At 49.4% G+C, this 24,616-nt stretch carries 21 protein-coding genes and 1 pseudogene; 4 read left to right on the plus strand and 18 right to left on the minus strand.

Annotation, left to right across the window (positions count from 1 at the left end):
* Positions 1–15 precede the first annotated feature (15 nt).
* The 10 genes and pseudogenes from ACFQRK_RS20135 to ACFQRK_RS20180 all read right to left on the minus strand — a co-directional run bounded on the left by ACFQRK_RS20135 (position 16) and on the right by ACFQRK_RS20180 (position 10,475).
* Complete coding sequence (locus ACFQRK_RS20135) at positions 16–1,101, minus strand: GDP-L-fucose synthase family protein (RefSeq protein ID WP_379009906.1); 1,086 nt, start codon at positions 1,099–1,101, stop codon at positions 16–18.
* Positions 1,101–2,213 carry a GDP-mannose 4,6-dehydratase gene (gene gmd / locus ACFQRK_RS20140; protein WP_379009907.1) on the minus strand — a complete coding sequence of 371 codons (1,113 nt, stop codon included), beginning with the start codon at positions 2,211–2,213 and terminating at the stop codon, positions 1,101–1,103. Before gmd ends, ACFQRK_RS20135 begins: the two co-directional genes overlap by 1 nt.
* 48 nt (positions 2,214–2,261) lie before the next feature.
* A pseudogene (gene rfbA, locus ACFQRK_RS20145) lies at positions 2,262–3,127 on the minus strand (glucose-1-phosphate thymidylyltransferase RfbA).
* A gap of 7 nt (positions 3,128–3,134) precedes the next feature.
* Positions 3,135–3,983: a dTDP-4-dehydrorhamnose reductase gene (gene rfbD / locus ACFQRK_RS20150; RefSeq protein WP_379009908.1), complete on the minus strand. Its 849-nt coding sequence runs from the start codon at positions 3,981–3,983 to the stop codon at positions 3,135–3,137.
* On the minus strand, positions 3,980–4,534 hold the full coding sequence (gene rfbC / locus ACFQRK_RS20155; RefSeq protein ID WP_379009910.1) for a dTDP-4-dehydrorhamnose 3,5-epimerase: 555 nt from the start codon (positions 4,532–4,534) through the stop codon (positions 3,980–3,982). The genes rfbD and rfbC overlap by 4 nt, the downstream gene beginning before the upstream one ends.
* A complete protein-coding gene (locus ACFQRK_RS20160; RefSeq protein WP_379009911.1) occupies positions 4,534–4,869 on the minus strand; it encodes a hypothetical protein in 336 nt (111 codons plus the stop codon). The genes rfbC and ACFQRK_RS20160 overlap by 1 nt, the downstream gene beginning before the upstream one ends.
* 11 nt (positions 4,870–4,880) lie before the next feature.
* A complete protein-coding gene (locus ACFQRK_RS20165) occupies positions 4,881–6,266 on the minus strand; it encodes a nucleotide sugar dehydrogenase (RefSeq protein WP_379009912.1) in 1,386 nt (461 codons plus the stop codon).
* A gap of 61 nt (positions 6,267–6,327) precedes the next feature.
* Positions 6,328–7,392 (minus strand): lipopolysaccharide biosynthesis protein, encoded by a 1,065-nt coding sequence (locus ACFQRK_RS20170; protein WP_379009914.1) that lies wholly within the window; start codon positions 7,390–7,392, stop codon positions 6,328–6,330.
* Between the two features lie 29 nt (positions 7,393–7,421).
* Positions 7,422–9,887 carry an SLBB domain-containing protein gene (locus tag ACFQRK_RS20175; RefSeq protein ID WP_379009916.1) on the minus strand — a complete coding sequence of 822 codons (2,466 nt, stop codon included), beginning with the start codon at positions 9,885–9,887 and terminating at the stop codon, positions 7,422–7,424.
* 129 nt (positions 9,888–10,016) lie between these two features.
* Positions 10,017–10,475: an ArsR family transcriptional regulator gene (locus ACFQRK_RS20180; RefSeq protein ID WP_379009918.1), complete on the minus strand. Its 459-nt coding sequence runs from the start codon at positions 10,473–10,475 to the stop codon at positions 10,017–10,019.
* A 422-nt stretch (positions 10,476–10,897) separates the two neighbouring features.
* Between ACFQRK_RS20180 and ACFQRK_RS20185 the strand changes: the two genes are divergently transcribed.
* Both ACFQRK_RS20185 and ACFQRK_RS20190 read left to right on the plus strand, forming a co-directional pair.
* Complete coding sequence (locus ACFQRK_RS20185; RefSeq protein WP_379009919.1) at positions 10,898–11,335, plus strand: RrF2 family transcriptional regulator; 438 nt, start codon at positions 10,898–10,900, stop codon at positions 11,333–11,335.
* Between the two features lie 51 nt (positions 11,336–11,386).
* Positions 11,387–13,030, plus strand: a complete 1,644-nt coding sequence (locus ACFQRK_RS20190) for a hypothetical protein (RefSeq protein ID WP_379009920.1) — start codon at positions 11,387–11,389, stop codon at positions 13,028–13,030.
* Between the two features lie 8 nt (positions 13,031–13,038).
* Here the strand turns inward: ACFQRK_RS20190 and ACFQRK_RS20195 are convergent, their stop codons facing one another.
* Together ACFQRK_RS20195 and truA are read right to left on the minus strand one after the other, a co-directional pair.
* Positions 13,039–14,802, minus strand: coding sequence for an ABC transporter ATP-binding protein (locus ACFQRK_RS20195; protein ID WP_379009921.1), 1,764 nt, complete (start codon positions 14,800–14,802; stop codon positions 13,039–13,041).
* A gap of 53 nt (positions 14,803–14,855) precedes the next feature.
* Complete coding sequence (gene truA / locus ACFQRK_RS20200) at positions 14,856–15,623, minus strand: tRNA pseudouridine(38-40) synthase TruA (RefSeq protein WP_379009922.1); 768 nt, start codon at positions 15,621–15,623, stop codon at positions 14,856–14,858.
* Between the two features lie 222 nt (positions 15,624–15,845).
* Between truA and ACFQRK_RS20205 the strand changes: the two genes are divergently transcribed.
* Positions 15,846–16,259: a 6-pyruvoyl tetrahydropterin synthase family protein gene (locus ACFQRK_RS20205; protein WP_379009924.1), complete on the plus strand. Its 414-nt coding sequence runs from the start codon at positions 15,846–15,848 to the stop codon at positions 16,257–16,259.
* A 26-nt stretch (positions 16,260–16,285) separates the two neighbouring features.
* The gene (gene folE, locus ACFQRK_RS20210; protein WP_379009925.1) at positions 16,286–16,918 is read left to right on the plus strand and encodes a GTP cyclohydrolase I FolE; all 633 of its coding nucleotides are present in this window, start codon (positions 16,286–16,288) and stop codon (positions 16,916–16,918) included.
* A 63-nt stretch (positions 16,919–16,981) separates the two neighbouring features.
* Here folE and ACFQRK_RS20215 read toward each other — a convergent pair whose 3' ends face one another.
* The 6 genes from ACFQRK_RS20215 to ACFQRK_RS20240 form a co-directional block, all read right to left on the minus strand.
* Positions 16,982–19,444 (minus strand): DUF5686 and carboxypeptidase regulatory-like domain-containing protein, encoded by a 2,463-nt coding sequence (locus tag ACFQRK_RS20215; RefSeq protein WP_379009927.1) that lies wholly within the window; start codon positions 19,442–19,444, stop codon positions 16,982–16,984.
* A gap of 65 nt (positions 19,445–19,509) precedes the next feature.
* On the minus strand, positions 19,510–20,187 hold the full coding sequence (gene trmD, locus ACFQRK_RS20220; protein ID WP_379009928.1) for a tRNA (guanosine(37)-N1)-methyltransferase TrmD: 678 nt from the start codon (positions 20,185–20,187) through the stop codon (positions 19,510–19,512).
* Between the two features lie 10 nt (positions 20,188–20,197).
* A complete protein-coding gene (locus ACFQRK_RS20225; RefSeq protein WP_379009929.1) occupies positions 20,198–21,865 on the minus strand; it encodes a sodium/sugar symporter in 1,668 nt (555 codons plus the stop codon).
* Between the two features lie 137 nt (positions 21,866–22,002).
* Positions 22,003–22,632: a rhomboid family intramembrane serine protease gene (locus tag ACFQRK_RS20230; protein WP_379009931.1), complete on the minus strand. Its 630-nt coding sequence runs from the start codon at positions 22,630–22,632 to the stop codon at positions 22,003–22,005.
* 127 nt (positions 22,633–22,759) lie between these two features.
* Positions 22,760–23,839: a PA0069 family radical SAM protein gene (locus ACFQRK_RS20235; protein ID WP_379009932.1), complete on the minus strand. Its 1,080-nt coding sequence runs from the start codon at positions 23,837–23,839 to the stop codon at positions 22,760–22,762.
* 124 nt (positions 23,840–23,963) lie between these two features.
* On the minus strand, positions 23,964–24,608 hold the full coding sequence (locus tag ACFQRK_RS20240; RefSeq protein ID WP_379009933.1) for a lactate utilization protein C: 645 nt from the start codon (positions 24,606–24,608) through the stop codon (positions 23,964–23,966).
* Positions 24,609–24,616 lie beyond the last annotated feature (8 nt).

Raw genomic sequence — 24,616 nt, forward strand, 5'->3', positions numbered from 1 at the left:
TGGCTTTATGAGACCTTAACTTAAGTACCAGCTATATAGCTTTTCTATACCGCTATTCAAGTCCATTTTATGTTGCCAACCTAAATAATTTAGTTTTATTGGACTTGTCAACTTTCTCATCGTACCATCTGCCATCGTTTGATTAAAATAAAACGACCCCTTAAAATCGATGATCTCTTTAATTAGAAAAGCCAAATCCCTAATACTAATATCCTCCCCCGTCCCTATATTCAGATGGGTATTCCGTATCTCTTTAGCGTCTCTTGGAATACAATCATCAAAATCCCGATGTTCCATAATGAATACGCAGGCATCCGCCATATCCTCACTCCACAAAAACTCCCGCATGGGCTTACCACTGCCCCAAATTTCGATTTGAACTGTACGGTCCTCCAATCGGGAGACACCGTACTTGGCCAATATGTGTAAAATCTCCGCCTCCGTTGCTTGTCCATCAATTCCTTCAATGGGACGTTTATCGAGATCTTTATGGATAGCTTCCCAATCTTTATTTTCCAAGGCTTTTCCCAAATGAATCTTGCGGACCAGAGCGGGTAATACATGAGACTTCTCTAAATCAAAATTGTCATTCGGACCATATAAATTAGTCGGCATCACCGAAATGAAATTGGTGCCATACTGGATATTGTAGCTTTCGCAAAGTTTAATACCGGCAATCTTGGCGATGGCATAGGGTTCGTTTGTATACTCCAGTGGTCCAGTCAGCAATGAATCCTCAGACATTGGCTGTGGCGCTTCCTTTGGATAAATGCAGGTGCTGCCCAAGAACAGCAACTTTTTGACTCCGTGTTTATAACTCTGATGGATCACATTATTCTGGATCATCAGATTTTCATAAATAAAATCAGCGCGGTAAGTGTTATTGGCTACAATCCCCCCAACTTTGGCAGCTGCCAGAAATACGTATTCAGGTTTCTCGGTAGCGAAAAAATCATCTACGGCAACTGCATTAGTCAAGTCAAGTAGCGAATGGCTCCGGGTTAATAAGTTGGTGTAGCCCCTTTCTTGAAGGTTTTTCAGGATAGCGCTGCCAACCAATCCTCGGTGCCCCGCAACATATAATTTGGAACCTTTATCCATTATTCAAAATAATTCAGTGTCTGATAACCGCCTTCTTTCAGATATTGTTCTTTTTTCATCAGCTTAATATCGCCCTCCATCATATCTTTCACGAGATCTTCTAAAGTAAATTCGGGCTCCCATCCCAATTTGGTCTTTGCTTTGTTTGGGTCACCGATTAGCAAGTCCACTTCCGTAGGTCGGAAATACCGCGGATCTACGGCGACTACTTCTTTACCTATCTCCGCCTGGTAATCAGGATTGCTACCAGATTTAATATAACCCTTTTCTTCAACACCTTCACCCTTGAATTCAAGTTCTATACCGGCTTCAGCAAAAGCCATCGTGACAAAGTCACGGACCCTCGTTGTCTTTCCCGTAGCGATAACCCAGTCTTCGGCTTCTTCCGCTTGCAGGATCATCCACATCATTCGTACGTAGTCTTTTGCATGTCCCCAATCTCGCTGGGCATTGAGATTGCCTAAGTAAAGTTTATCCTGCAAACCTAATGCAATACGAGCTGCCGCACGGGTAATCTTTCGAGTCACGAACGTTTCGCCTCGTATTGGCGATTCATGGTTGAACAGGATTCCATTGCTGGCAAATATATTGTAAGCCTCCCGGTAGTTCACCGTGATCCAGTAGGCGTAGAGTTTAGCAACGGCATATGGGCTGCGTGGATAGAAAGGTGTGGTTTCGGACTGAGGAACTGCTTGCACGAGACCATAAAGCTCGGATGTGGAAGCCTGATATATACGGGTTTTTTTTTCCAGCCCAAGAAAACGGATTGCTTCAAGCAAACGGAGTGTACCGATACCGTCTGCATTGGCCGTATATTCCGGTGTGTCAAAACTGACTTTGACATGGCTCATTGCGGCCAAGTTATAGATTTCGTCGGGCTGGATTTTTTGAATGAGGCGAATGAGGTTGGTACTGTCTGTCATGTCGCCGTAATGCAAGATGAACTTGGGATGCGCAACATGTGGATCTTCATACAGGTGGTCGATACGGTCGGTATTGAACAAAGATGTACGGCGTTTAAGGCCATGTACAGTATATCCTTTCTTCAGAAGAAATTCGCTGAGATATGCGCCGTCCTGACCGGTAACGCCTGTGATGAATGCTGTCTTCATATAGTATTATCTAATTTTTTGTTAACTGAGCAACAAAAGTACTCATTTCTACATAGGTCTGCAAATCTGCAACAAGTATTCGCCATAACCACTTTTTCTTTGCGGCTCGGCTGAAACCGTTAATTGACCTGCGTCAATAAATCCCATACGATATGCAATCTCCTCGATGGCTCCTATTTTGAGCCCTTGCCGTTCCTCTATGACCTGAACGAATTGCCCAGCTTGCATTAAAGAATCGAAAGTGCCGTATCCAACCATGCCGTGCCCCGATTAAATATGCTGACTCTCAGTTTGTCTTGACGCAGGTATTCCTTATTGATATCGGTGATTTCCTACTCGTTGCGCCATGAGGATTGAATGCTTTTGGCAATCGATACCACGCTGTTGTCATAAAAGTAAAGTCCCGGTACCACGTAATTAGACTTTGGTTCCGCTGGCTTTTCCTCAATAGATATAACCTTGTTTTGACCGTCAAACTCAACCACCCCATATCGCTCAGGGTCATGTACCTGATAGGCGAATACCACGTCGCCTTCAACCTCAGTCGTTGCCTGCAGTATTTTGGACATGCCCGAACCATAAAAAATGTTGTCTCCCAAAATAAGCGCCACTTTATCTTCGCCAATGAACTCTTCGCCAATAACAAACGCTTGGGCGAGCCCATTGGATTCCGCCTGAATTGCATAGCTGAACTTGCACCCCAGTTGTGAACCATCATCCAATAGCTTTTCAAACTGTGGAAGATTACGAGGTGTGGAAATAATCAATATTTGATAAATCCCAGCCAACATCAACACCGACAGGGGGTAATAGATCATTGGCTTATCATATACGGGCATAAGTTGCTTGCTTACTGCCAAAGTGAGTGGGTGTAAACGCGTGCCCGAACCGCCTGCTAAAATAATTCCTTTCATCTATTAGCTATAATTTGTTTAGGCATTCCTCCAAACTCTTCCTCCACGTAGGTATATGAAAGCCAAATGTATCTTTAATTTTCTTTTTGTCCAACAGCGAGTACTTCGGCCGTTTTGCAGGCATAGGATACGCCTCGGTAGAAATACCGTTTACTTTGCAGCTAAATCCCGTAATCTCCCGTATCCCAATTGCAAAATCATACCATGAAATTCGTCCTTCATTCGAATAGTGATAGATGCCATTCGTCCACTTACCTGAATGGATAATCGTTAAAATGGCTTTAGCCAAATCTTTGGCATATGTAGGGCTTCCGATTTGATCGTTTACCACAGCGATCTCCTCTCGTTCGTCCATTAGCCGGAGCATGGTTTTTACAAAGTTCTTTCCGTAGGCGGAATACACCCAAGCGGTACGGATAATAATAGCGTCCGCACCGGAACGGATGATGGCTTCCTCGCCTAAGTGCTTGGTTTGCCCATATACGTTAATCGGGCTTTTCGGAGCATCTTCCGGTAAAGGCGTGTCACTTTCGCCGTCAAACACATAGTCGGTAGAGACGTGTAGCAACTTAGCTTGGTTGCTTTCGCACCAATGGGCCATTTGTGCAACGCTAAGGTGATTAACCTTGTCTGCTAATTCCCTTTCTTCTTCGGCGACGTCGACAGCCGTATAGGCAGCCGCATTAATAATAATATCTGGGCGGATATCGTCTAGACGCGTGAAAGTACCAGCCACGGCGTCAAGGGGGAATTCAGTCCTGTCTGTAAAGATGAAGTTGGATTGCGGATAGGAACGGCCTAGATCTTTCAGCTCAGATCCCAATTGTCCGTTTGCGCCTGTTATCAGAATCTTCATGCCATTGGGTTATATACGGCATCAAACAAAGGTAGCTCCGCATCTTTTTCGGAGATAATCAACTCGTCAGGCTGCAAACCCCAGTCTATGCCAAGAGCCGGATCATCGAACCGTACACCAGCTTCAGATTCTTTATTGTAGTAATTGTCACACTTATAAAAAAATACAGCCATTTCAGACAATACCACAAAACCGTGTAGGAATCCTCTTGGAATGTATAGCTGCCGGTTGTTTTCCGAGGATAGCTTGACGGCTACATGTTGGCCGAAGGTGGTTGAGTCCGGCCGGGCATCTATTGCAACGTCGAGCACTTCGCCTTGTAGCACCCTGACCAGTTTGGCTTGAACATGGTTTCCCCGTTGTGCGTGTAATCCGCGCAATACACCCCGGGTCGAAAAGGATTGATTGTCTTGTACAAAGGGCTTGGTAGCACCGGTAGCTTCGCGAAACCTCGCTTCGTTGAAACTTTCAAAGAAATAACCCCTACTGTCTTTGAAGACCGTCGGCTCAATGATGTAACACCCCTTCAGAGCGGTTTCTTTGGCGTCCATTAACAATTATATTGTTTTTCGTAGTACTGTTGATAATCCCCGGAGGTAACATGATCCAGCCATTCTTGATTAGTCAGATACCAATCAATGGTTTTGCTTAAGCCCTGCTCAAAAGAGACGGATGGTTCCCTGCCCAGGTCTTTGTTGATCTTGCTCGCATCAATGGCATAACGCAGGTCATGCCCAGAGCGGTCTTTGACAAAAGTAATCAGCTGCGCAGAGGGGCCATTGGCCCGTCCGAGTCTTTCGTCCATCTGCCGACACAGTTCGACAAATCCACGCACAACATGTGACCCGATAAAACCGGCATTGCCGGTGATTAAAATCGTTTTCATTTCTTCTATTTTTAAAGTCGTCCGTCGACCATAGCCCGATCCAGACAGGCTTTGGTATCAAAGATGACTCCGCTATTGCGCTTTACTTTTCGATAGTCGAGATCCAAAAATTCCTTATGGGCTACAGCTACGACCACGGCGTCATAAGCCGACGCTTCTGCGATGGTGTCGAGAATTTCTAGCCCATACGTTTCCCTAACTTCTTTGGCGTTGGCCCAAGGATCATAGATATCCACATCTAGTCCGAATTGCCGCAACTCGTGGTAAATATCGACTACTCGGGTATTACGCACATCGGGACAGTTTTCTTTGAAGGTGATGCCCAAGATGAGGGCCTTTGCGCCTTTGACAGGAATGTCTTTCTGAAGCATGAGTTTGACGACCTTATTGGCCACGAAAGTACCCATCTGTTCGTTGACCCGGCGACCTGACAAGATTACGTTTGGGGTGTAGCCCAGTTGCTCTGCCTTGTGGGCAAGGTAATACGGGTCCACGCCGATGCAGTGGCCACCTACCAGGCCGGGTTTATAGGGGAGGAAATTCCATTTGGTGCCTGCGGCTTCCAATACATCAATGGTATCTATGCCGACGCGGTCAAAAATGAGGGACAGTTCATTAACGAATGAGATATTGACATCGCGCTGAGCATTTTCAATGGCTTTGGCTGCCTCCGCTACTTTGATGCTGGGAGCCTTATGCGTGCCTGCCTTGATGATGGATGCATACAGGGCGTCAACGCGGTCGGCTGTTTCCGGCGTGGATCCGCTGGTGACTTTTTTAATATGGGTCAATTTACGGATCTTGTCTCCCGGGCTGATCCGTTCCGGGGAATAACCTACAAAAAAATCTTGATTGAATTTCAACCCCGAAATCCTTTCCAATATGGGAATACAATCTTCCTCAGTACAACCAGGATAAACGGTCGACTCATAAATGACGATGTCTCCAACACTTAACACTTGGCCAATCATTTCAGATGCCCTGGTCAGTGATCCCAAATCCGGTGCTTTGAACTGATCTATTGGAGTGGGTACCGTGACAATATAGGTATTGTAGGCACGAAGGTCATCGAAATCGCTCGAGAAAGAAAGGCCAATGTTAACCGAAGTTTCGCACGGGTGGGTAGAGCTGATTTGTCGTTGATTAACCAGTGCCGATGCGTCATCATTGGAAGACACAGCATAGTTCTTTCTCGACATGACGCTTCGCAGTTCTTCCATATTAGCTTCGCGCGTATGATCTTCTCCCCGCGTTAACTCTGTGATCCTCCGTTTATCGATATCAAATCCCAACACCTCATATCGTTTGCCAAATTCGATAGCTAGAGGCAGCCCGACATACCCCAACCCAATTACAGCGACTCGGATATTCGGAACAACTGAGGGCAGCGTATCCATACTCATATATATACCGCTACTTTTTCGGACATGGAATAAATTTACAATCAGATTGCCATTCTCATTCCTCTTTCATGACATCTTGGTAATATTTCGATAATACTAGCATTATTATCGCTAATAAACCGAATATCATTCCACCTATTACCATTCCCATAGCCTTACCGACACGATCTACTTTAAGTGGATACACCGGCTGATCAACCAACTGGATGAGCGGTTGTTCCCGCAATAAACTCATTTTAGTAAGTTCAAGGTTTTGCAAGAGCTGGCCAAGCATCTCTTTGTTGGCTTCAGCCGAAAACTGAGCCTCTTGAGCGGGAGCAATGCGTTTTACCTGCCGCGTAGGGTTGAGATTGGGCGTAGCATCTGACGCTTTCGCTGCTGAATAGATCGCTCCCGCCATTACCGCGCGAACGGAATCAACCTTTGCCTGTAATATGGAAATATTTGCTGCAGACTTCTTGGTTTTCGTTTGGACGTAAAAGTCGTTGACACGACGAACCAAGTTCTCATTAAACGCCTTGGAAAATACCTCATCGGGCGAGGTGACACTTACCTGAATAATGGAAAGCTTATCATTAAGTTTATTTACCTTCAGAATGTTCTCATTGATCACCTTTGCGAACGCCGTAATAATACTATCCCGTACTCGAAGTTGTTGCGAAGTCAACTCGGATGAATCCTGCCTAAAATCAAGTGAAATCAGCTCCGGATCATCCTCCCAACCTGACTTTAGCTTATTATAATCAATATATCGCTCAATGAGCAGTTCACTTGAATCGGAGTGCACATTCGAGAGGAGGGTTTGCGCAAGCATGGTACGCGATTTATACAATTCTAAAATATTATCACCTTGAAAGAGACCATTTCCTCCCCCCAAATCGATACCGACCATAGCAGCCATGCCCGCATATTGCGAAAGGTTGGTTTTGCTATCACCGCCTTCGAGTACGAATGTTGTTATGGCTGTATACGCCGGCTTTTTCCAGAATGCGTATCCCAACCCAAATAATCCACCTAATATACCAGCGATGAAAATAATCCGCCATTTAGATAGTAGATAGCGAACCCAGCCCTGAAAACCTAAGATTAATTCTTTTACTGAGATTTCATCCTCTTTCATGGGATGTACCGGTTGATTTCTCATAACCCTTACCTCAATAAAGTTACAATCACAGCAGCCATGGACGTAACCACACTCCCCATACTCACCCAAGCCTGTACGCCAAGCTTCTCCCGTTCTGGCTTAGTAGGAACAATAATCTCACTGCCTGGAAGTACATCGGGATATCCCATACTACTGCTACCTTCAACCGATCCATTAGCATGCTGCACGAAGGTTTTTTTCTTATGGGCTTTCGCCGTGAAGCCGCCAGCCTGACGGATGTAATACTTTAACGATTTCCCTTCTTGATAGACAATTCGGTTGGGATTGAGCACCTGTCCCCGGACCATTACCGTGCGTAGCTGCCGTGGCACGATGATAACGTCTTCGTTTTCCAAGGGGATGTCATATTTCGTATTGCCATCCAAAATTTTATCCAACTTGATACCCACATAGTTGCTAAAAAAAAGACTCGTATCCGCATCGCCCCTCCGTGTGTTCTCGAGTGCTAACTCGCGAATCTCGGCCTGCTCTTTCTCAAGCTCCGCCAACTCAAGACGGTCTTGATTTATCAATGCACTATGTCCTCGAGCTACCATAGCATCCGAGGCTTTACGTTGCAACGACGCTCCTGGTAGATAAGCAAATTCCGTGACACCACCCGCACGACGGATCAGGTCGGAGATGGTTTCATCTTTCTTCAACAGTGTATATTCCCCAGGAAATTGCACTTCCCCCTCAATACGTACCTGACGCTGTACCTGATATCCCGTACTGGTATGCACACTTACTATGTCAAAAGGTTGTAGTACAAAATCCGATCGCAACGCTTCCTCGCGGTTGTCGAAACGGACATGGACCAATTCGGAAAGCACCGAATCTCGTTCATTGGTGTTCCGCCGTATCCGCCGTGCCACGTCTACCTTTTCAATGTTGGCTGCCTCGGCGAGCCCACCACTCATCTGAATCAGGTTACCCAATGTCATTTGCTCGACATAAGGAAACTGACCGGGACGACGGACCTGCCCGCTGATGGATACGATGTACTCTTCGCGTAAATCGAAAATCGAGGAGATCATTACACGATCCTCGCGCTGAAGTACGTGATTGGCTTGCTCATTACCTCCCATCAATTCGTTTAAATTGACGGTAATCAACTCTTGCGTGTTATCCGGCTTCAGTCGATTGATGTAAGCACGGGCCATAAAGGCATCTTCCTTAAGCCCGTCGGCCCGTTGAATGAGCTGCCTGAGCGTAAGCCCCTCGGTGAGCGCATACTTCCCTGGACGGAATACTGCACCTTCGATTTCCACCCGGTTGGCGTACCGATCAAGTACTTCTTCGATAATATACTGGTCACCATTCTTCGGAACATAGGTGCCGTAATCTTCCGCGTAGATGTCGGCTACGCTGCGCTCACGGTCGGTAATCTGCAGTACCTTGACCTTCGCCTTATACGCTTCCGGCGCAAAATCGCCGGCAAATCGCAGTACGTCTGCTAAGGTTTCACTGGCCAACGGCTCAAAGATACCCGGGTTATTGACCAATCCTTCAACCTCAACTTGGCGTTCAAATACAGGGATATGGATAACGTCGCCGTCCTCTAACCGGACGTTACCGGGCTGAACACCTTTGGTAAGGAAATCGTAGGCATCAATCGTCTGGATGACCTGATTATTGCGGATAAGCTGGATATTACGATACGTACCTTTCTCGGAGGGTCCGCCCGAAGCGTACAGTGCATGGAACACGTTGGCCAGCGACGGCAATGTGTAGGTGCCGGGTCGGGTAACGTAGCCCGTAAGTGTGACCTTGATGCTACGAATATTACCCAACGTGAGCGATAGCCGTGTGCCACCGGAACGTAATTGGGGATACGTGGACTGCATTTGCTGCTTCATTTTGCCAGCAGCCTCTTCAATGGTCAGGCCTGCAACCGAAATCAAACCAATGTAGTTGACATTGACGGTGCCTTCTGGTGACACCGGCAGGCGATAGCTGACTTCATTGTCGCCCGTGAGGTCCAATAACAATTCGTCGCCCGTACCGATTACGTAATTTTTTGGTGTAGGAATATTGAGATTGGGTTCAAACCGGATATCCGTATTGCGGAAGAGCCTGGCCCCAAAAACACGGCTGGCACGGCTGGTGTCTGGCAGGTTGGTCTGCAGCGTATCGGAAAAAAAAGAAGTATCACTGCTCGTCAATTGCCGGCCAGTCTGCATCCGAGAAGTACTGGAATCAATCTTTGAATTACCTTTGGTAGTCCCCTGCTGACGTATGGTGGCCATCCGGCTGCGCAGCTTTTGCTGTTCCGCAGCAGACATGCCACGTTGGCCGAGCGTTTGCAAAAGTTGATCATCCGTCATACCCCGCCTGTCGGCTTCGGCAATCAGCTTGATCACTTGATCATCAGACAATTGCTCTACCTGGATTTTGGAGACATCCGGCATTTGTGCATAGGCCGTAACCAACCAGAAAAAGCCTGTCAACAACAAAAGATATCGCTTCATCGAATTATTCCCTTTTTTTCTCATGTAACGTTCAAACGAGGCAAAAGTACATATAATTTAGCTTTTTGGCTGGAAGCCCAGCGAAAACTGCGCCAAGTTAACAGAGTTTCTAGAATTTATCCGTGTATATCAGCGCTCATATAATGTGAGTCCTTCTTGAATATTCGTTTCACTCAGCGTAAACACCACTTTCCGACCAATTACACCTTCTATTTTGGGCGCCAGCTGTTCCAGATATTCGGCATTGAGCGCGGGGCCTACGATGGTTACTTCTACGGTGCCGCTGTCCCGCCCCTCCGCATAATCGCCTGTAACAACCACCTGCTCCACCTCACCCATACGACTCAGTACAGTTTCAACAATGCGATCCAATCCCAAATATTTGCGCACAATATCTTGCAACGAGCCAAACAACGGATGTTTCACATTGGCACGGTAGGAAACGCGGTTCTGCTGAGCTTCTTTCTCCAGATATCCGGCTTCTGATAGATTGTTAAGTTCCTTACGGATGGAATTGGTGGATTCGTTGAATTCCTCCGCCAGACCACGCATATGGCCACGGTTGCCCGCGTTGATGAAAAATTTCACCAGCAAACGTAAGCGGGTTTTAGAGGTAATCAGTGAATCGAGCATGCCTTCCTAACGAGCAACAAAAGTACTCTTTTTTAGCGAAGGAGCCAAGCGCAATTATTTGGAGCCGAAATAGTTTTTTTCGCGGGATGGTATTTCAAGAAAGACGCCGAATTTCTGGGTGGTATCTGAATTTTGGTTTGTCGGCGGATTTAATTCCGAATATGAGAAAGCTTCTGTCATCCACGTCACAGCCCTTTGCTGGGGAATTTTCCTGTTACTGCACCTTGCTTTCTATTTGCGGGCGCGAGAACAAACAATTCGTGGATTACACAAACACGATTTGTTCGAATAACGATCTAGTGTCTGACGAGAGAACAAAGGCGCAATTCGTAGAAAATCCGTATCTTTGTTTTTCGTACAAATCACCATAACGAGGGATGTTATCCAAAAAGACCAAATACGCCATCAAAGCGCTGATCGTTTTGGGCCGGAATTACGGCAAGGAACCGATGCAGATTCTACGCATTGCTGAGGAGGAACGTATCCCCAAGAAATTCCTCGAACAGATCCTGCTGGAAATGCGCAACGCCGGAATTTTGTATAGCAAAAAGGGCGCTGGCGGGGGCTATAGCCTCAACAAGGCGCCGGAAGACATCCGCCTATCGCAGGTGATGCGCCTCATAGACGGCCCCATTGCGTTGCTGCCTTGCGTAAGCCTGAACTTCTACCGGGGCTGTGACGAATGCAAATCGGAAGAGATCTGCGGGATCCGGGATACGTTTGTCGATGTGCGCAATGCCATGCTTCAAATCCTCAACGATACCAGCATAGCCGACATCATCAACAAAGAAAAACGGTTGGAGCTGGAACTCTAACCGCAAGGCGCGTTTCCAAACATTTTGAGCCGATCCGGCGTTTCTCCCTTAATGAGACCCGTTTGGAAATGGGCGATCGGTGTGGCCGTAAGCCTACTCGTCATCCTTTTTTTGGCTAACTGGTACGTGAACTACCGGTTGAAACCTCGGCTGGAAGCCCAGCTAAAAGAGCGCATCCACGATGGAACGGATGGCCGCTACCGCTTAACGTACGAAGAATTGAACCTATCGTTATTCCGGGGAAGCGCCACAGCGACCGGCCTACGGCTTGTCCCGGATACAACCGCTAAATCCCGGCGACCCGCGGCGGGGACGACCTACCAGGCGCGCGTGGGCCGACTCCGGATTAGCGGTTTCGGGGTGCTCCGGTGGCTCCTATTCAAAAAATTGTATATCGGCACGATTGCCCTTGACACGCCATCGGTAACGTTGCTGCGCCATCCGCAAAGCGATACTATGGCGGTGGATACCGCTGCCGCATCGCCGTTAGCGAAGCTGACCGAAGTGGTATCCCACATACGTGTGAACCGCATCCGCCTCCGGGAAGGACAACTGCAAGTGGAAGAGCAGGGCAATGCGGCTCGCTTGCAGGTGCAGGGCATCCAGACAACCCTCCGCGATCTCCGCATTGATTCGGCTTCATTGCGCGATACCACCCGCCTATACGGTGCAGAATCGATCGAGTTGCAGGCACGTGGACTGGTCTATCTGCGGCCGGACAGCCTTTATTTGTTGCAAACCGGACCGCTGCATTTCCAAACGGATGCGCGGGAATTAACGGTCGATAGTCTTCGCTACGGAATAACCGTGAGCAAAGCCGAATTTTATCGCAGGGTGCGACGGGCGGAAGACATTCCGGATATCGAGATTTCACGCATGCAGTTGGCCGGAATTGAAAAGGCGAGCTGGGTAAATAGGCAATTGCTCGCGGCCGCATCGCTACACATTGACAGCGGGCATATTGCCATTTATAAGGATAAAACACAGCCGAATCCACCCGAAAATAAAATCGGCAAGTCTCCGCATCAGCAGCTGCTTAAGCTGGAACAACGTTTGGCTATCGACTCGGTATCGATCCGGGGTGTGGACGTCCGTTTTACCGAGGTCAGCGATAAAACCGGCAAAGCGGGTACCGTGACCTTTGACCAGACCGACGGCGTTTTCCGGAACGTGAGCAACGACTCCGCGGCATTGGCGCGCGACCGTTACATGCGGCTGCATGCACGTTCTCGCGTCATGGGTACCGGGGATTTAACGGTCGACTTCCGTTTTGACCTCTTGGATAGCTTGGGCGCGCATACGTATTCGGCGAAACTGGGTGGGATGGATGGGACCGTCTTTAACCGGATGATCACGCCGCAGCTGAACCTGGAAATTGAACGTGTGGATATCAAGGGAATGCGTTTTGACATGAAGGCGGACGACCGCGGTACGGGTGGGACATTGCAACTGGATTACGAAAAGCTGAAGGTGATTTTTCTCAAGGAAGGTAACGATGGGGGAATGGCGGAGAAACGGGTATTTTCGTTTCTGGCAAACCGGTTTCTGCTGAATGACAGCAATCCGGATGCGAATGGCGTACGGCATACGGGGAATATATACATCGAACGGCCAAGTGATTTTTCGTTCTTCAAAATGATCTGGCGCAGTATCCGCGAAGGGACCAAAGAATGTATCGGACTCCCGGCCCCGTAGTGGTCTTGTTAGATTCCTGCTGAATGGAATTGCAGTTCGTATAGCCGCCGGTAGTAGCCGTCTATGCGCAGCAGCTCCTGATGAGATCCCATTTCCTTCATTTCCCCTTTATCCAGCACGATGATTTTATCGGCCTTCTGGATCGTGGACAACCGATGAGCAATCACGATCGAGGTTCGCCCTTTCATCAGCGTATCGATGGCGTGCTGGATAAGTCCCTCCGTTTCGGTATCTACCGAGGAGGTCGCTTCGTCCAGTACGAGTATTTTGGGGTCGTGCACCAGTGCCCGGATGAAAGAAATCAATTGCGCTTGTCCAGAGGAAAGGGTGGCACCCCGTTCCTGGACCTTATAATCATACCCACCCGGCAACCGCATGATAAATTCATGGGCACCTACCTGCTTCGCTGCTTCGACAATCTGCTCGCGCGTAATCGTGGGATCGTTCAGGCTGATGTTATTGGCTACGGAGTCGGAAAACAAAAAAACATCCTGCAATACCGTCGCAATGGTACGACGCAGGTAGTTGAGCTCATACTTGCGTATGTCCACGCCGTCCAGCAGAATAGCTCCCTTATTCACTTCGTAAAAGCGGCTCAGGATATTGATGGTAGACGACTTGCCCGCGCCGGTAGCTCCTACCAGGGCCAAGGTCTCACCGGGTCTTACATGAAAATTAATATCTTTCAGCACCCAGTTGTCTTCGTCGTAAGCGAACCATACCTTATCAAATACAATGTCGCCCTGGACAACACCGGGGGTTTCCGTGCCGGTATTGGGGGTTTGTTCATGGGTATCCAACACCGCAAATATCCGCTCGGCACTTACCATCCCCATTTGTAAGGTATTAAATTTGTCCACCAGCTCGCGGATGGGGCGGAAGATCATGTTGATGTACATGATAAAAGCGACAATGACGCCCGGCGACAGTGTTCCGGCCAGCACTTGCTTTGAACCATACCATACCAGCAGCCCCAGGGCAATGGCCATAATGACTTCGATAACCGGAAAGAAAATGGAGAAATACCAGTTGGCCCGGATGTGGGCGTTTCTATGTTCGGCATTGGCGGCCTTGAACTTGCGCATTTCCTGGTCCTCGCGGGCGAAGTATTGAATGACGCTGATTCCGGAGATATGTTCCTGCAGAAAGGTATTGAGATTGGAAACCCATTTCCGCACATCCTGAAAGGCTGATTTCATCGCCTCCTTGAATACGTAGGTAGCACCGATCATCAAGGGCATCGGGATGAGCACGATCAGCGTGAGTTTCCAATCGGTATAAAACATAACGCCGAGAATGACCACCAACTGGAGAATGTCTCCGATAATCTGGATGAGTCCCTCCGAAAAAATGTTTGCGATGGTTTCCAGATCGGAAATCGTACGGGTAATCAACCGACCAATTGGCGTGCGGTCGAAATACTTCAGGCGCAAGCCGGTAATGTGATTGAACACGTCGATGCGCAAATCACGGATCACGGATTGTCCGAGCGTACTGGTCATCAACGTGTGGAAATAACGGACGACCGTCTGGGCAACAAGCAAACCCAGCATGACCATCAGCATCAGTTGCAGTCCGTCGGTGTCATTTTGAAGGATGAACCGGTCCAAGGTATACTCAATGACCATCGGCAGCGCGGGCGCGACCCCCGCCATGACGATCGTTAGCACGACGGATACGACAAATATTCGGCGATAAGGCTTTACATACCGCATCATCCTGCGGAGCAGGTGCGCGTCATACGTCTTGCCGGATATTTGGGGTTCGCTCATGGGTAGCTGCAAAAGTACGATATTTGCCGGGCAAATCGAACCGAAATCGTGGATCAAAGATACGGATAGGTTACTTCCGTCAGGTACAATCCTTCCGCTGGCACGGAAACGCCCGCTACTGAGCGGTTCTTGCTTTGAATGACCGTATGCATGTATTCGGGTGCATGCTCGCTTCGGCCGATTTCCAGCAAGGTTCCGACAATGGCTCGGACCATGTTACGGAGAAACCGATTGGCGGAGATATAAAACACGAGTTGATTTTGTTGATTGCCATCCGCCCAACGCCACTCGGCGCGCGTAATGTGACAGTTATGGGTATGCACCTGTGTATGGGACTTGCTGAAGCAGGCAAAGTCTTCGTATTGCAATAGTATCTCTGCCGCCGCATTCATGGCCACCACATCGGGGATATCGCGCAGCAACCACGAACGCCCTTGTAAAAACGGGTCTTTATGGAAGTGCAGATGGTATTCGTAGGAGCGCTTGGTCGCATCAAACCGGGCATGGGCCTGCGGCGCTACAGCAAGAAGCCTTTTAGCCGCAATATCCGTAGGGAGCAACGCGTTGAGCTGATACAGAAACTTGGGAACCTCTTCCGGAACCAGCGCCTTATCGGTGTCAAAATGGGCATACAATTGCGTGGCATGGACGCCGGTGTCCGTACGTCCGCAGCCTATTGTACTGATACCTTGACGTAGCAGGATACCCAGGACGCGGTCAACCTCCTGCTGGACCGTCCGCGCATTGGGTTGGACCTGCCACCCGTGGTAAGCACGGCCGTCGAAAGCGATTTCTAGGAAATACCTGTTGGTGGTGTTCACGGAGACAAAGGTAAAGAATATGCTGTAGTTATGTACGACGGAACTGTAACGCTCCCTTCGGTCCGCGTCACTAGGTTCCTTTCGTACATAACTACAGCTTTTTTTTCTTGTCCGGCAATGGTGTGGGGTCTGGGTGAAAAAACGGGGCGTGTGGGCGGAGTAAACGCAAATTTGCGAATCGGTGATTTAGCAAATCATCAAATTAACGTATCTTTGCGCACTATGATATATCTTACACGGCGCGAACGATTTAACGCGGCGCATAAACTATACCGCGAGGGCTGGACGTCCGCGCAAAACGAGGCGGTTTTCGGCAAATGTTCCAATCCGAATTGGCATGGCCATAATTACGAACTTTTTGTCACCGTAAAAGGCGAAGTCAATCCGGAAACGGGGTTTGTCATCGATCTGAAAGAATTGAAAAACATCATCAATACGTATGTGATCGACAAGCTTGATCACCGGAATGTCAATCTGGATGTTGATTTCATGCAAGGGAAAATGGCTTCTACAGAAGTACTGGCCATCGAGATTTTCCATCAACTGAAACCTCATGTCGAAGCGCATGGTGCGACATTGCATTCGGTACGGTTGGTCGAAACCGAAAACAATTCGGTAGAATATTTCGGCGACTGATAACGCCGATCACTAATGGACACATTATGGAAACGAACTTTCCACTTAACGAGGAAGAACTTGACGGATACGTCAAAATAGATCGCTACAATCCGGAAAAAGTAGCCCGCATCGCCAGTCACTATACAGAGATCCTTGAGCTGTTAGGAGAAGACCCCTCCCGCCATGGGCTCCTGAAAACTCCCGAACGGGTGGCGAAGGCCTTGCAGTACCTTACCCATGGCTATGACCTGAATGCGGCGGAAATACTGCGCGGCGCGATGTTCGAAGAGGAATACAGCCAGATGGTTGTGGTCAAAGACATCGAGGTGTACTCGATGTGTGAGCACCACATGCTGCCATTTTTCGGCAAAGCTCACGTAGCGTATATTCCGAACGGCCGTATCGTGGGCCTCAGCAAAATTCCGCGGGTGGTGGACGTATTCGCCCGCCGGCTGCAGGTGCAGGAGCGGCTTACCAATGAAATCCGTGATTGCATACAGAGTACGTTGAATCCCGCCGGCGTAGCTGTGGTGATTGAATGCAAACATCTATGCATGTGCATGCGCGGCATACAGAAGCAAAATTCCGTAACGACCACGTCGGCATTTACCGGGGAATTTGCCCACGAACGCACACGCAGCGAGTTCCTGAGGCTTATAACGGCATCTTTGGATTAACAGCATCTAACAGCAACGCCCCACAAACGTGGTCGGTCAGGTTGGTTAGGTCGGCCAGGTCGGTCAAAACAGTCGCAGGCCGATCCGGATAGCACCCTTGCCGTTTAATTCCGGATTGCTGCTAAAAGCGTGCGTGTACATCACACGCAGCCGCTGCCATTCCAGCCCCGCGTTGGCTTCCGCGTAATGGGTCATTTCAGACGTACGCAGGTAATGAACCCCAAGGATTTCGTGTAACTTGAGTTTGCGAAGCAGCGGCACCTTGCTGGTAAGCAGGGTGGATAGGTTATATTCGGCATGCCCTTCCACGAAGTTTCCGGCGGTGCTGTGCAGGTAGTAGTCCAACAGCAGGAAGGTGCTCAGGTGTTGGTCGCCCACCAACGTCTTGGCTCCCCGAAAATGCCGGTAATCAATGAAATATAAGGGCTTGTTACGTAGAAATGTGCCGCCCTGGATGTCGAACGAAAGGCGGCCAAACAGCCCCAGTCCAATCCCGGTTTTGTGCAACCTCGCTATCAACACATCGTAGTCCGCATCGCCTCCAAAGATACCCGGAATGGCCTTTGTATAGTGAAGCGATAGCGTAGGCCACTTGGAAGGAAGGTACTCACGCCGATGGGGATAGGTTTCATAGACGGTACCGAAATCATACAAAAAGCCTACACTTAGTTTGAACGCCTGGTTTTCTTCAAACAGAGGGGTATCGTTTTGCGGCGTAAAGGGGTTGTTCGACGTAAGGTACTGCTTATTTCGCTCCCAAAAGGTATAGTTTGTGCCATTGGGCAACCACAGGCGGTTTTCCCATTCCGCCGACGCAGTCAATTTCACATTCGCAGGCAAGGTATATTGCCAGTTGGCCGTCGCAAACGTACGTTCGTAGAGTTTTAGGTAGTTTCGTCCGAAGAAGGTGGTGCTTATCGTATTGAAAAGCGGCAGCAGCGACCCGCGGTTGTTCAGGTCCTGGATGTTACTCCCGCCGGACACGTGGAGCATGCTCTTCCCGACCGGAAAGGTGGCACCGAGGTATCCGTTGAACCGGTGGTTGGCAAAGCCATAGCGCGCGTTGCCGTAAACCGTCAGATCCCGGTCGAGCAGGGTGTCCACGCGTTTTACGTATCGTGCGCCATAATTGATTGCCAAACCTTCTACACTGTTGAACAATACGGAGGTTGCCAGGCCATCCACCGAAAAGCGCCAACGCTGTGCCCGGTTCCGGTACGTATACCCGCCCAACAGAAAACCCTGAGGTCTGAAGCGGTTAGATCTGCGATCCGCCGAATCCAGGTACGCCCTGGACTCCCGACGCCGTTGGAGGCTATCTTTGTGGATATAGTCCATCCGTTCTGCTTCGGTAAGCGGCAGCGGGCGGTGTTCGGCCCAATAGGCCGAGTCCCGACGGTTGACCCCCTCCTCAATCCGCAATACTTCGTTGAATGTTTTCTTCTCCAACCGGGGATTTAAGGCGTAGTCGCTGTACACAGCCGCGAAGTAACCGCCTATCCGGAAGTTGAACAGTCCGCCCACAAAGTCGAAGCGAAGGCTCGACGGCTGCCACTGCCCACTTTCCAGCGGAATGTATTCCTGACGGATACGCAGCGTATCCAGGATGTTGATGCCCATTTCCTTGGTAAGCTCCAGGTTTAGGCCGTAGATGCGCCATAGCCCTTCGATGATATACAAATCGCCTTGGTAGAGCGGTTCGGCCTTCCGGCGGGGTATCACCTCGATCTTATGGATGGTAAAGCCCCCTTCTTCGGTCGTACCCAAGAGACGGTACCGGTAATAGCTCAGCGCGTTGTCGGCTATCGGCGATACGAAGGGACGGGCACTGAGCCCGTCAACGATAGGCTGGTGGTTTTCGTAAAAATTAAGTTTCAGGTCGGCTGCCCGGTTGAAGCTAAATGCCCGGTTATTGCCCGAAAATTTCGAGCTGATCATCTCTTCACGAAAATCGTCGGGTGGACGCACCGTAATCCGCGATTCGGATTCCGAAAGGTAAACAATGCCGGTACGGTTGGAATCCAACCCGATTTCCCTGCCGATTTCGTCGAGATCGATGCCCAGAAACTTTTTGGGCGCCCGCAGCAATCGCTGCATGCCCTTGATGTATACGCGAGCGGTATACGGGGCCGCTTCGGTCAGGTATTGCTTACGCCGCCGGATCGCTTGCCGGATGATCGCATATGCGGGATCCTCGCCAGTGCCGATGACCACTTCATCGAGCAAATACGCCTCAGTCTCCAGCGTAATGGAAACCTCAATGTCCCGATTCAGAGCGACATCCTGGACGCTTTGCCGGTAACCGACGGCCCTGACGAGCAATTCGTGGTTTCCGGCCGGCAGCCTTAGCTTGAACCTACCCTCGCTATTGGCGGCGGTGCCCACACCGCTTTCCCGTTTATAGATACTTGCGAACGGGACGGCTTGACCACGCTGGTCGACAACCTGGCCGGTCAGCTGGTACGACTGGGCATGGGCCGACAGCGAAAAGACAAACAGCAAAAGCGTGACTATGCATCTGGGCATCTTCAAACATACAAAAGGTTGCGTATTCGCAGATGTTAAAAAATGTAACTAAGCGCAATGCCTAATTAATCTTCAAGAAGGTCGGGCCGCCGCTCCTTGGTACGGGCGATGGCCTGTTCATCCCGCCAGGCGTGGATGGCTGCCTCGTTGCCGCTTAGCAACACATCGGGCACCTTATGCCCCCGCCAGTCGGCCGGCCGGGTATATACCGGCGCATCCAGCAAACCGCCCTGAAACGAGTCGGATAAGGCCGAAGTCTCATCAGACAGCACCCCCGGAACCAGCCGGACCACCGCATCCACCAATACGGCGGCGGGCAACTCGCCGCCCGAGAGCACGTAATCGCCAATGGAAAGTTCCCTTGTGACAAAGAGATCCCGGATGCGTTGATCTATTCCCTTGTAATGCCCGCAAAGAACGATGAGGTTTTGTTTGGTTGAAAGGTGATTGGCGATGGTTTGATTGAGTGTCTCCCCGTCGGGAGTCATGAAAATGATTTCGTCGTACTCCCTTGTTGCCTGGAGTTGTTCGATACAAGCCGCAAACGGTTCGATCTGCATCACCATGCCGCTCCCGCCACCGTAGGGATAATCGTCTACGCTTTTGTGCTTGTTGTTGGCATAGTCGCGCAGATTGTGCACGACGATCTCGCAGATTCCCTTTTTTTGGGCACGTTGCAAGATCGAATGCGCAAACGGACTTTCCAACAGGCCCGGAAGCACTGTGATGATATCAAACCGCATTTTTTACCTCCTACCAGAAGATCGTATAGACGGCGACAAGCAGCCCAACGATGATAATCGTACCAGCCAGGAAACCGGGATGTACTTTAAACATACTGCGGTCTACTTCCAGACCCTTGGGTACCACGCCGCGCTTGTTCTCGATGATACTGATGATAAACATCCCTAAAATACAGAAAAGGAACACAATCCCCATACGGTCGATGAAGGGAATTTCGTAAATGCCTGCTGCATTAGGTACCGCAAATCCGATGGAATATAAACCGGACAGGTCGGTCCATTCCGGCAAAAACTTCAGGATTACCGACAGGGCAAAACCGCCAACCGTTGCAAACAATGCCGCATTGGAGGTCGATTTCTTCCAGAAGAATCCCAGGATGAACATGGCAAAGATACCGGGCGATACAAACCCTGTATACTCCTGTATATACTGGAAGCCGCCCTTTTCGATACCGAGATGCGGTGCAATGACCACGGCCATGATCATGGTAACCACGATCGTCACCTTACCGATGTTAACCAGTTGACGCTCGGTAGCTTCCTTATTGAATATTTTCTTGTAGATATCCAGCGAAAAAATGGTTGCGATGCTGTTGGATTTCCCCGCCAGGGAAGCAACCACCGCCGCCGTCAACGCTGCAAAAGCCAATCCTTTTAGCCCTGCGGGAAGCAAGTTAAGCAGCACGGGATAGGCCTTATCGGGACGAACGGTATCGCCCTCCAGCATTTCGGTTTGAAAGAACCCTTCCTGATATAACACATACGCGGCGATACCGGGCAGTACCACGATAACCGGCATGAGCATTTTCAAGAACGACGCAAAAAGGATCCCATTCCGGGCGGTTTTGAGATCGGCCCCAAGCGCCCGTTGCGTGATGTACTGATTGCAACCCCAGTAGTTAAGGTTGACAATCCACATCCCCCCAATGAGGATGGACAGCCCGGGCAAACTGATGTAATGTTCTTGCGTTTTATCAAAAATCATATCGAAATGCGAGGGGGCCTTTTCGTGCAATAAACCCAATCCGTTAAGTACACCTGACGATCCGTAATGATCCGCTACCATATTCAGCGCCAGGTAGGTGGTGGCCAAGCCCCCGAGAATCAGTACCAACACCTGGATGACATCGGTATACCCGATCACCTTCATGCCGCCCAATGCGATGAAAATGGCGAAGATCGCAATCCCGTACATACACACCGTGAAATTGATGCTCGAGATGGCCGAAACTGCCAATGCGCCCAGGTAGAGGATGGAGGTAAGGTTGACCACGACATAAAGCAGGAGCCAGAATACGGCCATGATGGTACTCACCGTTCCGTTGTAACGCTGGTTCAGGAACTGGGGCATCGTATAAATCTTATTTTTCAGATACACCGGAATAAAGAATACCGCTACAATAATCAGTGTGGCCGCTGCCAGCCACTCATAGGCTGCGATGGCCAGACCCAACTTGAATCCGTCCCCGCTCATTCCGATAAACTGTTCCGCCGAAATATTGGACGCGATGAGCGATGCACCGATGGCCCACCATGTTAATGAGCCTTCAGCCAGAAAATAATCCTTGGTATTTAATTCCTTGGTTTTCTTTCGATAGTAAATCCAAAGGCCATAGCCTGAAATAATAATGAAGTAACAGAGGAAAACGATATAATCCGATGGTGCCAAGGTTTTCATTTGCCTTTTGTTGAGATAAGTTTATAAAGTTGGCTAAAGTAAATATTAATCGGAACAATCGCAATGTGGTCGGCCGAAATAAACGCAACAACCTTTTTTTGAGCACCTTAAAATAGTGTTTCGGACACACTAAGCATCTATGTAAACTGACTGATGAAATGCTGGATGACCCACGGATGTACCAAGAGGGTTAGCACGATTCCGAAGACCGCTCCATAAAAATGCGCGTCGTGGTTGATGCTGTCCCGGGCATTTTTCGACGCCCACACACAATATCCCAGATAAAGAATGGCGAACAGCCAGGCCGGCATGGGAATGATTAAGAAAATGCCCAGCATGGTCATCGGTTGGAAAAGGATAAAGCTGAACAAAACGGCACTGATCGCTCCCGACGCACCCAGACTATAATAATGGGGATTATTGCGCTCCTTGAATACCGTACGGACGTCGCTCAATATCAAGCCCAGCACATAGAGTAGCGCAAACTGCAGGTGTCCCCATGCACTCAGGCTTGCGAAGATGGATTCCAACGCGAAACCAAAAAAATAGAAGGTGAACATATTGAATAACAGGTGCATCCAATCTCTGTGTATCAGTCCGCTGGTGATCAGTGTATACAACCGTTGCCCCCGGCTGACCCGGTAAGGATGCAACATGAATTTCTCGAAAAGGTGGGGATTCGAAAATGTATAAATGCTGGTGACGATGGTGAAAGCAAAAATAAGGCTCGCCACCGGCGTATTGATCAAATATTCTCTTATTTCCATAATCTTGCGCCGAAAGTAAGAAAAAATATCCGCCGTCAAACTTAGATGACGTTGCTTTTTTATACAAACGACAATCTCGTAAAAAAAAGCAACGTGATCGGTCTCTCCGCTGCGTTTGAGAGACAACTTAGCCAGCGGAAAACAAATTCAGCTGACGGCCGCGCTGCGGGGCAAAGAGGTCCAGCCGCAAATCGGGCATCGGAACCGGTGGCATGTATCGTCTGACGGCGACCTTGAACAGTTGCCGGATGCTGGCGGCCAACTCACCTTCTCCGCGCATCCTGACGCCCCAGCGACTGTCATTCAGTTTTCCGCCGTGGCAGGCTTCAATGCTGTGCAGCACTTTCTCGGCCCTATCGGGATAGGCTTTATGCACCCAATCGGTAAATAGCTCCCCGATAGCACCATTTAAACGGACAATCGTATATCCTGCTCCCCTTGCACCGCATTGGGCAGCCGCCTTAATGACCTCCGGCATCTCGTCGCTGTTAAGGCCCGGCACGATGGGGGCACACATCACCATGGTGGGTATGTTCCTTTCACTGAGCGTTTGTATTACTTTCAACCTTCCCTTGGCAGTTATGGTCCGCGGCTCCATTTTCTGGCGAAGTTCTTCATTCAGTGAGTTCAGCGATATAGCGACTTGTACGAGGTCCATTTTCGCCATCTCGGTAAGGATGTCAAGGTCACGTAGGATCAGACCATTTTTGCTGATGATGGATACCGGATGCCGGTATGCCAGCATCACCTCCAAAACTGAACGTGTGATTTTAAGCTTCCTTTCAATGGGTTGGTAACAGTCGGTATTCCCCGATAGCATGATGACTTGCGGCTGGTAACCTTTGGCATTGAATTGCCGCTCCAATACCTCGGCTGCGTTCCGCTTAACGATGATCTTCCGCTCAAAATCGAGCCCTGCACTATACCCCCAATATTCGTGTGCATTGCGGGCATAGCAATAAATACAGCCATGCTCACACCCCTGGTATGGATTGAGCGAATACCCCATGGGTAAGTCCGGACTGTCATTCTTGCTGATAACCTTCTTGGGATGTTCTTCAATGAGCTGCGTATCCGAATTTTCCAGGTATTCTTCATCAAGCCCTTCGATATGCTCGGCTACATACCGTTGGGCGGCAAACTTGTTATGCGTATTGACCTGAGCGCCCCGTCCCTTGAAATAATCGGAATTCTGTATGGTGTCCATACAGCAAAAATACTAATAACTTTAGTTTTTTGCTGTATTATTTTAAAAGCATTCATGCTTCCTCTTTCATCAGAGGTGCCCTGATAAAACCTGCATGAGCTACTGCTCAAAAAAAACAAAAAATTTAATCGATCATGAACACATAAAGTTCTTTTGGGCCGTGTGCCCCCAGCACTAAGGTTTTCTCGATATCGGCTGTGCGGCTGGGCCCCGTGATGACGCTGATTAACGAGGGCAACGCGGCGCCGTACTTCTGCTGCATGAGCGACAATCCATCTTTGATGTCCATGACCAGCTGCGACGTGTAGGCAATTACCACATGGATATTGGGGTAGATGCCCAATCGCCTGCCGCCGGCATTGCCGTTACTCACCAGCACACTGCCTGAACGTGCGATCAATGCTTCACAGGTGGTAATCCCTGCTTCGGCCTCTGCAAAGTCCTTCTCCGTGCGAAAAAACGGAAATTCATACCGGTCCAGGAGCTGTTGTACCGGCGGCTCCCAAGCGTACATCTTCCTAAGCTTTTCCGTCTCAGCAAGTGACAAGAGGTTTTCGATGAGACTTACCTCGTCCTCGCAGTACACAAATTTCCCGGCTACGGCTGTCAGCCGCTCAGCGAAGAGAATATCCAGCGGATGAGTTTCCTGGACATGCAGAGCCGTTTCTTCGAAATTCGGGTATGGGTGCTCCCGCTTCTGGAGCAGTGCATGCCGTATTTTCTTCAGCATCTGCTCCTTCGAAGTGGTATTCTTTATGTTTTTTTGCATCCGGCAGG

The organism is Parapedobacter sp. GCM10030251 (assembly GCF_042666505.1).
In the GTDB taxonomy this organism is placed as follows: domain Bacteria; phylum Bacteroidota; class Bacteroidia; order Sphingobacteriales; family Sphingobacteriaceae; genus Parapedobacter.

Bases quoted from the DNA above. Each gene is read 5' to 3' on its own strand.
- ACFQRK_RS20135 (WP_379009906.1), bottom strand. From the start codon at position 1,101: ATGGATAAAGGTTCCAAATTATATGTTGCGGGGCACCGAGGATTGGTT.
- gmd (WP_379009907.1), bottom strand. From the start codon at position 2,213: ATGAAGACAGCATTCATCACAGGCGTTACCGGTCAGGACGGCGCATAT.
- rfbD (WP_379009908.1), bottom strand. From the start codon at position 3,983: ATGAAGATTCTGATAACAGGCGCAAACGGACAATTGGGATCTGAGCTG.
- rfbC (WP_379009910.1), bottom strand. From the start codon at position 4,534: ATGGACGCCAAAGAAACCGCTCTGAAGGGGTGTTACATCATTGAGCCG.
- ACFQRK_RS20160 (WP_379009911.1), bottom strand. From the start codon at position 4,869: ATGAAAACGATTTTAATCACCGGCAATGCCGGTTTTATCGGGTCACAT.
- ACFQRK_RS20165 (WP_379009912.1), bottom strand. From the start codon at position 6,266: ATGGATACGCTGCCCTCAGTTGTTCCGAATATCCGAGTCGCTGTAATT.
- ACFQRK_RS20170 (WP_379009914.1), bottom strand. From the start codon at position 7,392: ATGAAAGAGGATGAAATCTCAGTAAAAGAATTAATCTTAGGTTTTCAG.
- ACFQRK_RS20175 (WP_379009916.1), bottom strand. From the start codon at position 9,887: ATGAAGCGATATCTTTTGTTGTTGACAGGCTTTTTCTGGTTGGTTACG.
- ACFQRK_RS20185 (WP_379009919.1), top strand. From the start codon at position 10,898: ATGTTATCCAAAAAGACCAAATACGCCATCAAAGCGCTGATCGTTTTG.
- ACFQRK_RS20190 (WP_379009920.1), top strand. From the start codon at position 11,387: ATGAGACCCGTTTGGAAATGGGCGATCGGTGTGGCCGTAAGCCTACTC.
- ACFQRK_RS20195 (WP_379009921.1), bottom strand. From the start codon at position 14,802: ATGAGCGAACCCCAAATATCCGGCAAGACGTATGACGCGCACCTGCTC.
- ACFQRK_RS20205 (WP_379009924.1), top strand. From the start codon at position 15,846: ATGATATATCTTACACGGCGCGAACGATTTAACGCGGCGCATAAACTA.
- folE (WP_379009925.1), top strand. From the start codon at position 16,286: ATGGAAACGAACTTTCCACTTAACGAGGAAGAACTTGACGGATACGTC.
- ACFQRK_RS20215 (WP_379009927.1), bottom strand. From the start codon at position 19,444: ATGCCCAGATGCATAGTCACGCTTTTGCTGTTTGTCTTTTCGCTGTCG.
- trmD (WP_379009928.1), bottom strand. From the start codon at position 20,187: ATGCGGTTTGATATCATCACAGTGCTTCCGGGCCTGTTGGAAAGTCCG.
- ACFQRK_RS20225 (WP_379009929.1), bottom strand. From the start codon at position 21,865: ATGAAAACCTTGGCACCATCGGATTATATCGTTTTCCTCTGTTACTTC.
- ACFQRK_RS20230 (WP_379009931.1), bottom strand. From the start codon at position 22,632: ATGGAAATAAGAGAATATTTGATCAATACGCCGGTGGCGAGCCTTATT.
- ACFQRK_RS20235 (WP_379009932.1), bottom strand. From the start codon at position 23,839: ATGGACACCATACAGAATTCCGATTATTTCAAGGGACGGGGCGCTCAG.
- ACFQRK_RS20240 (WP_379009933.1), bottom strand. From the start codon at position 24,608: ATGCAAAAAAACATAAAGAATACCACTTCGAAGGAGCAGATGCTGAAG.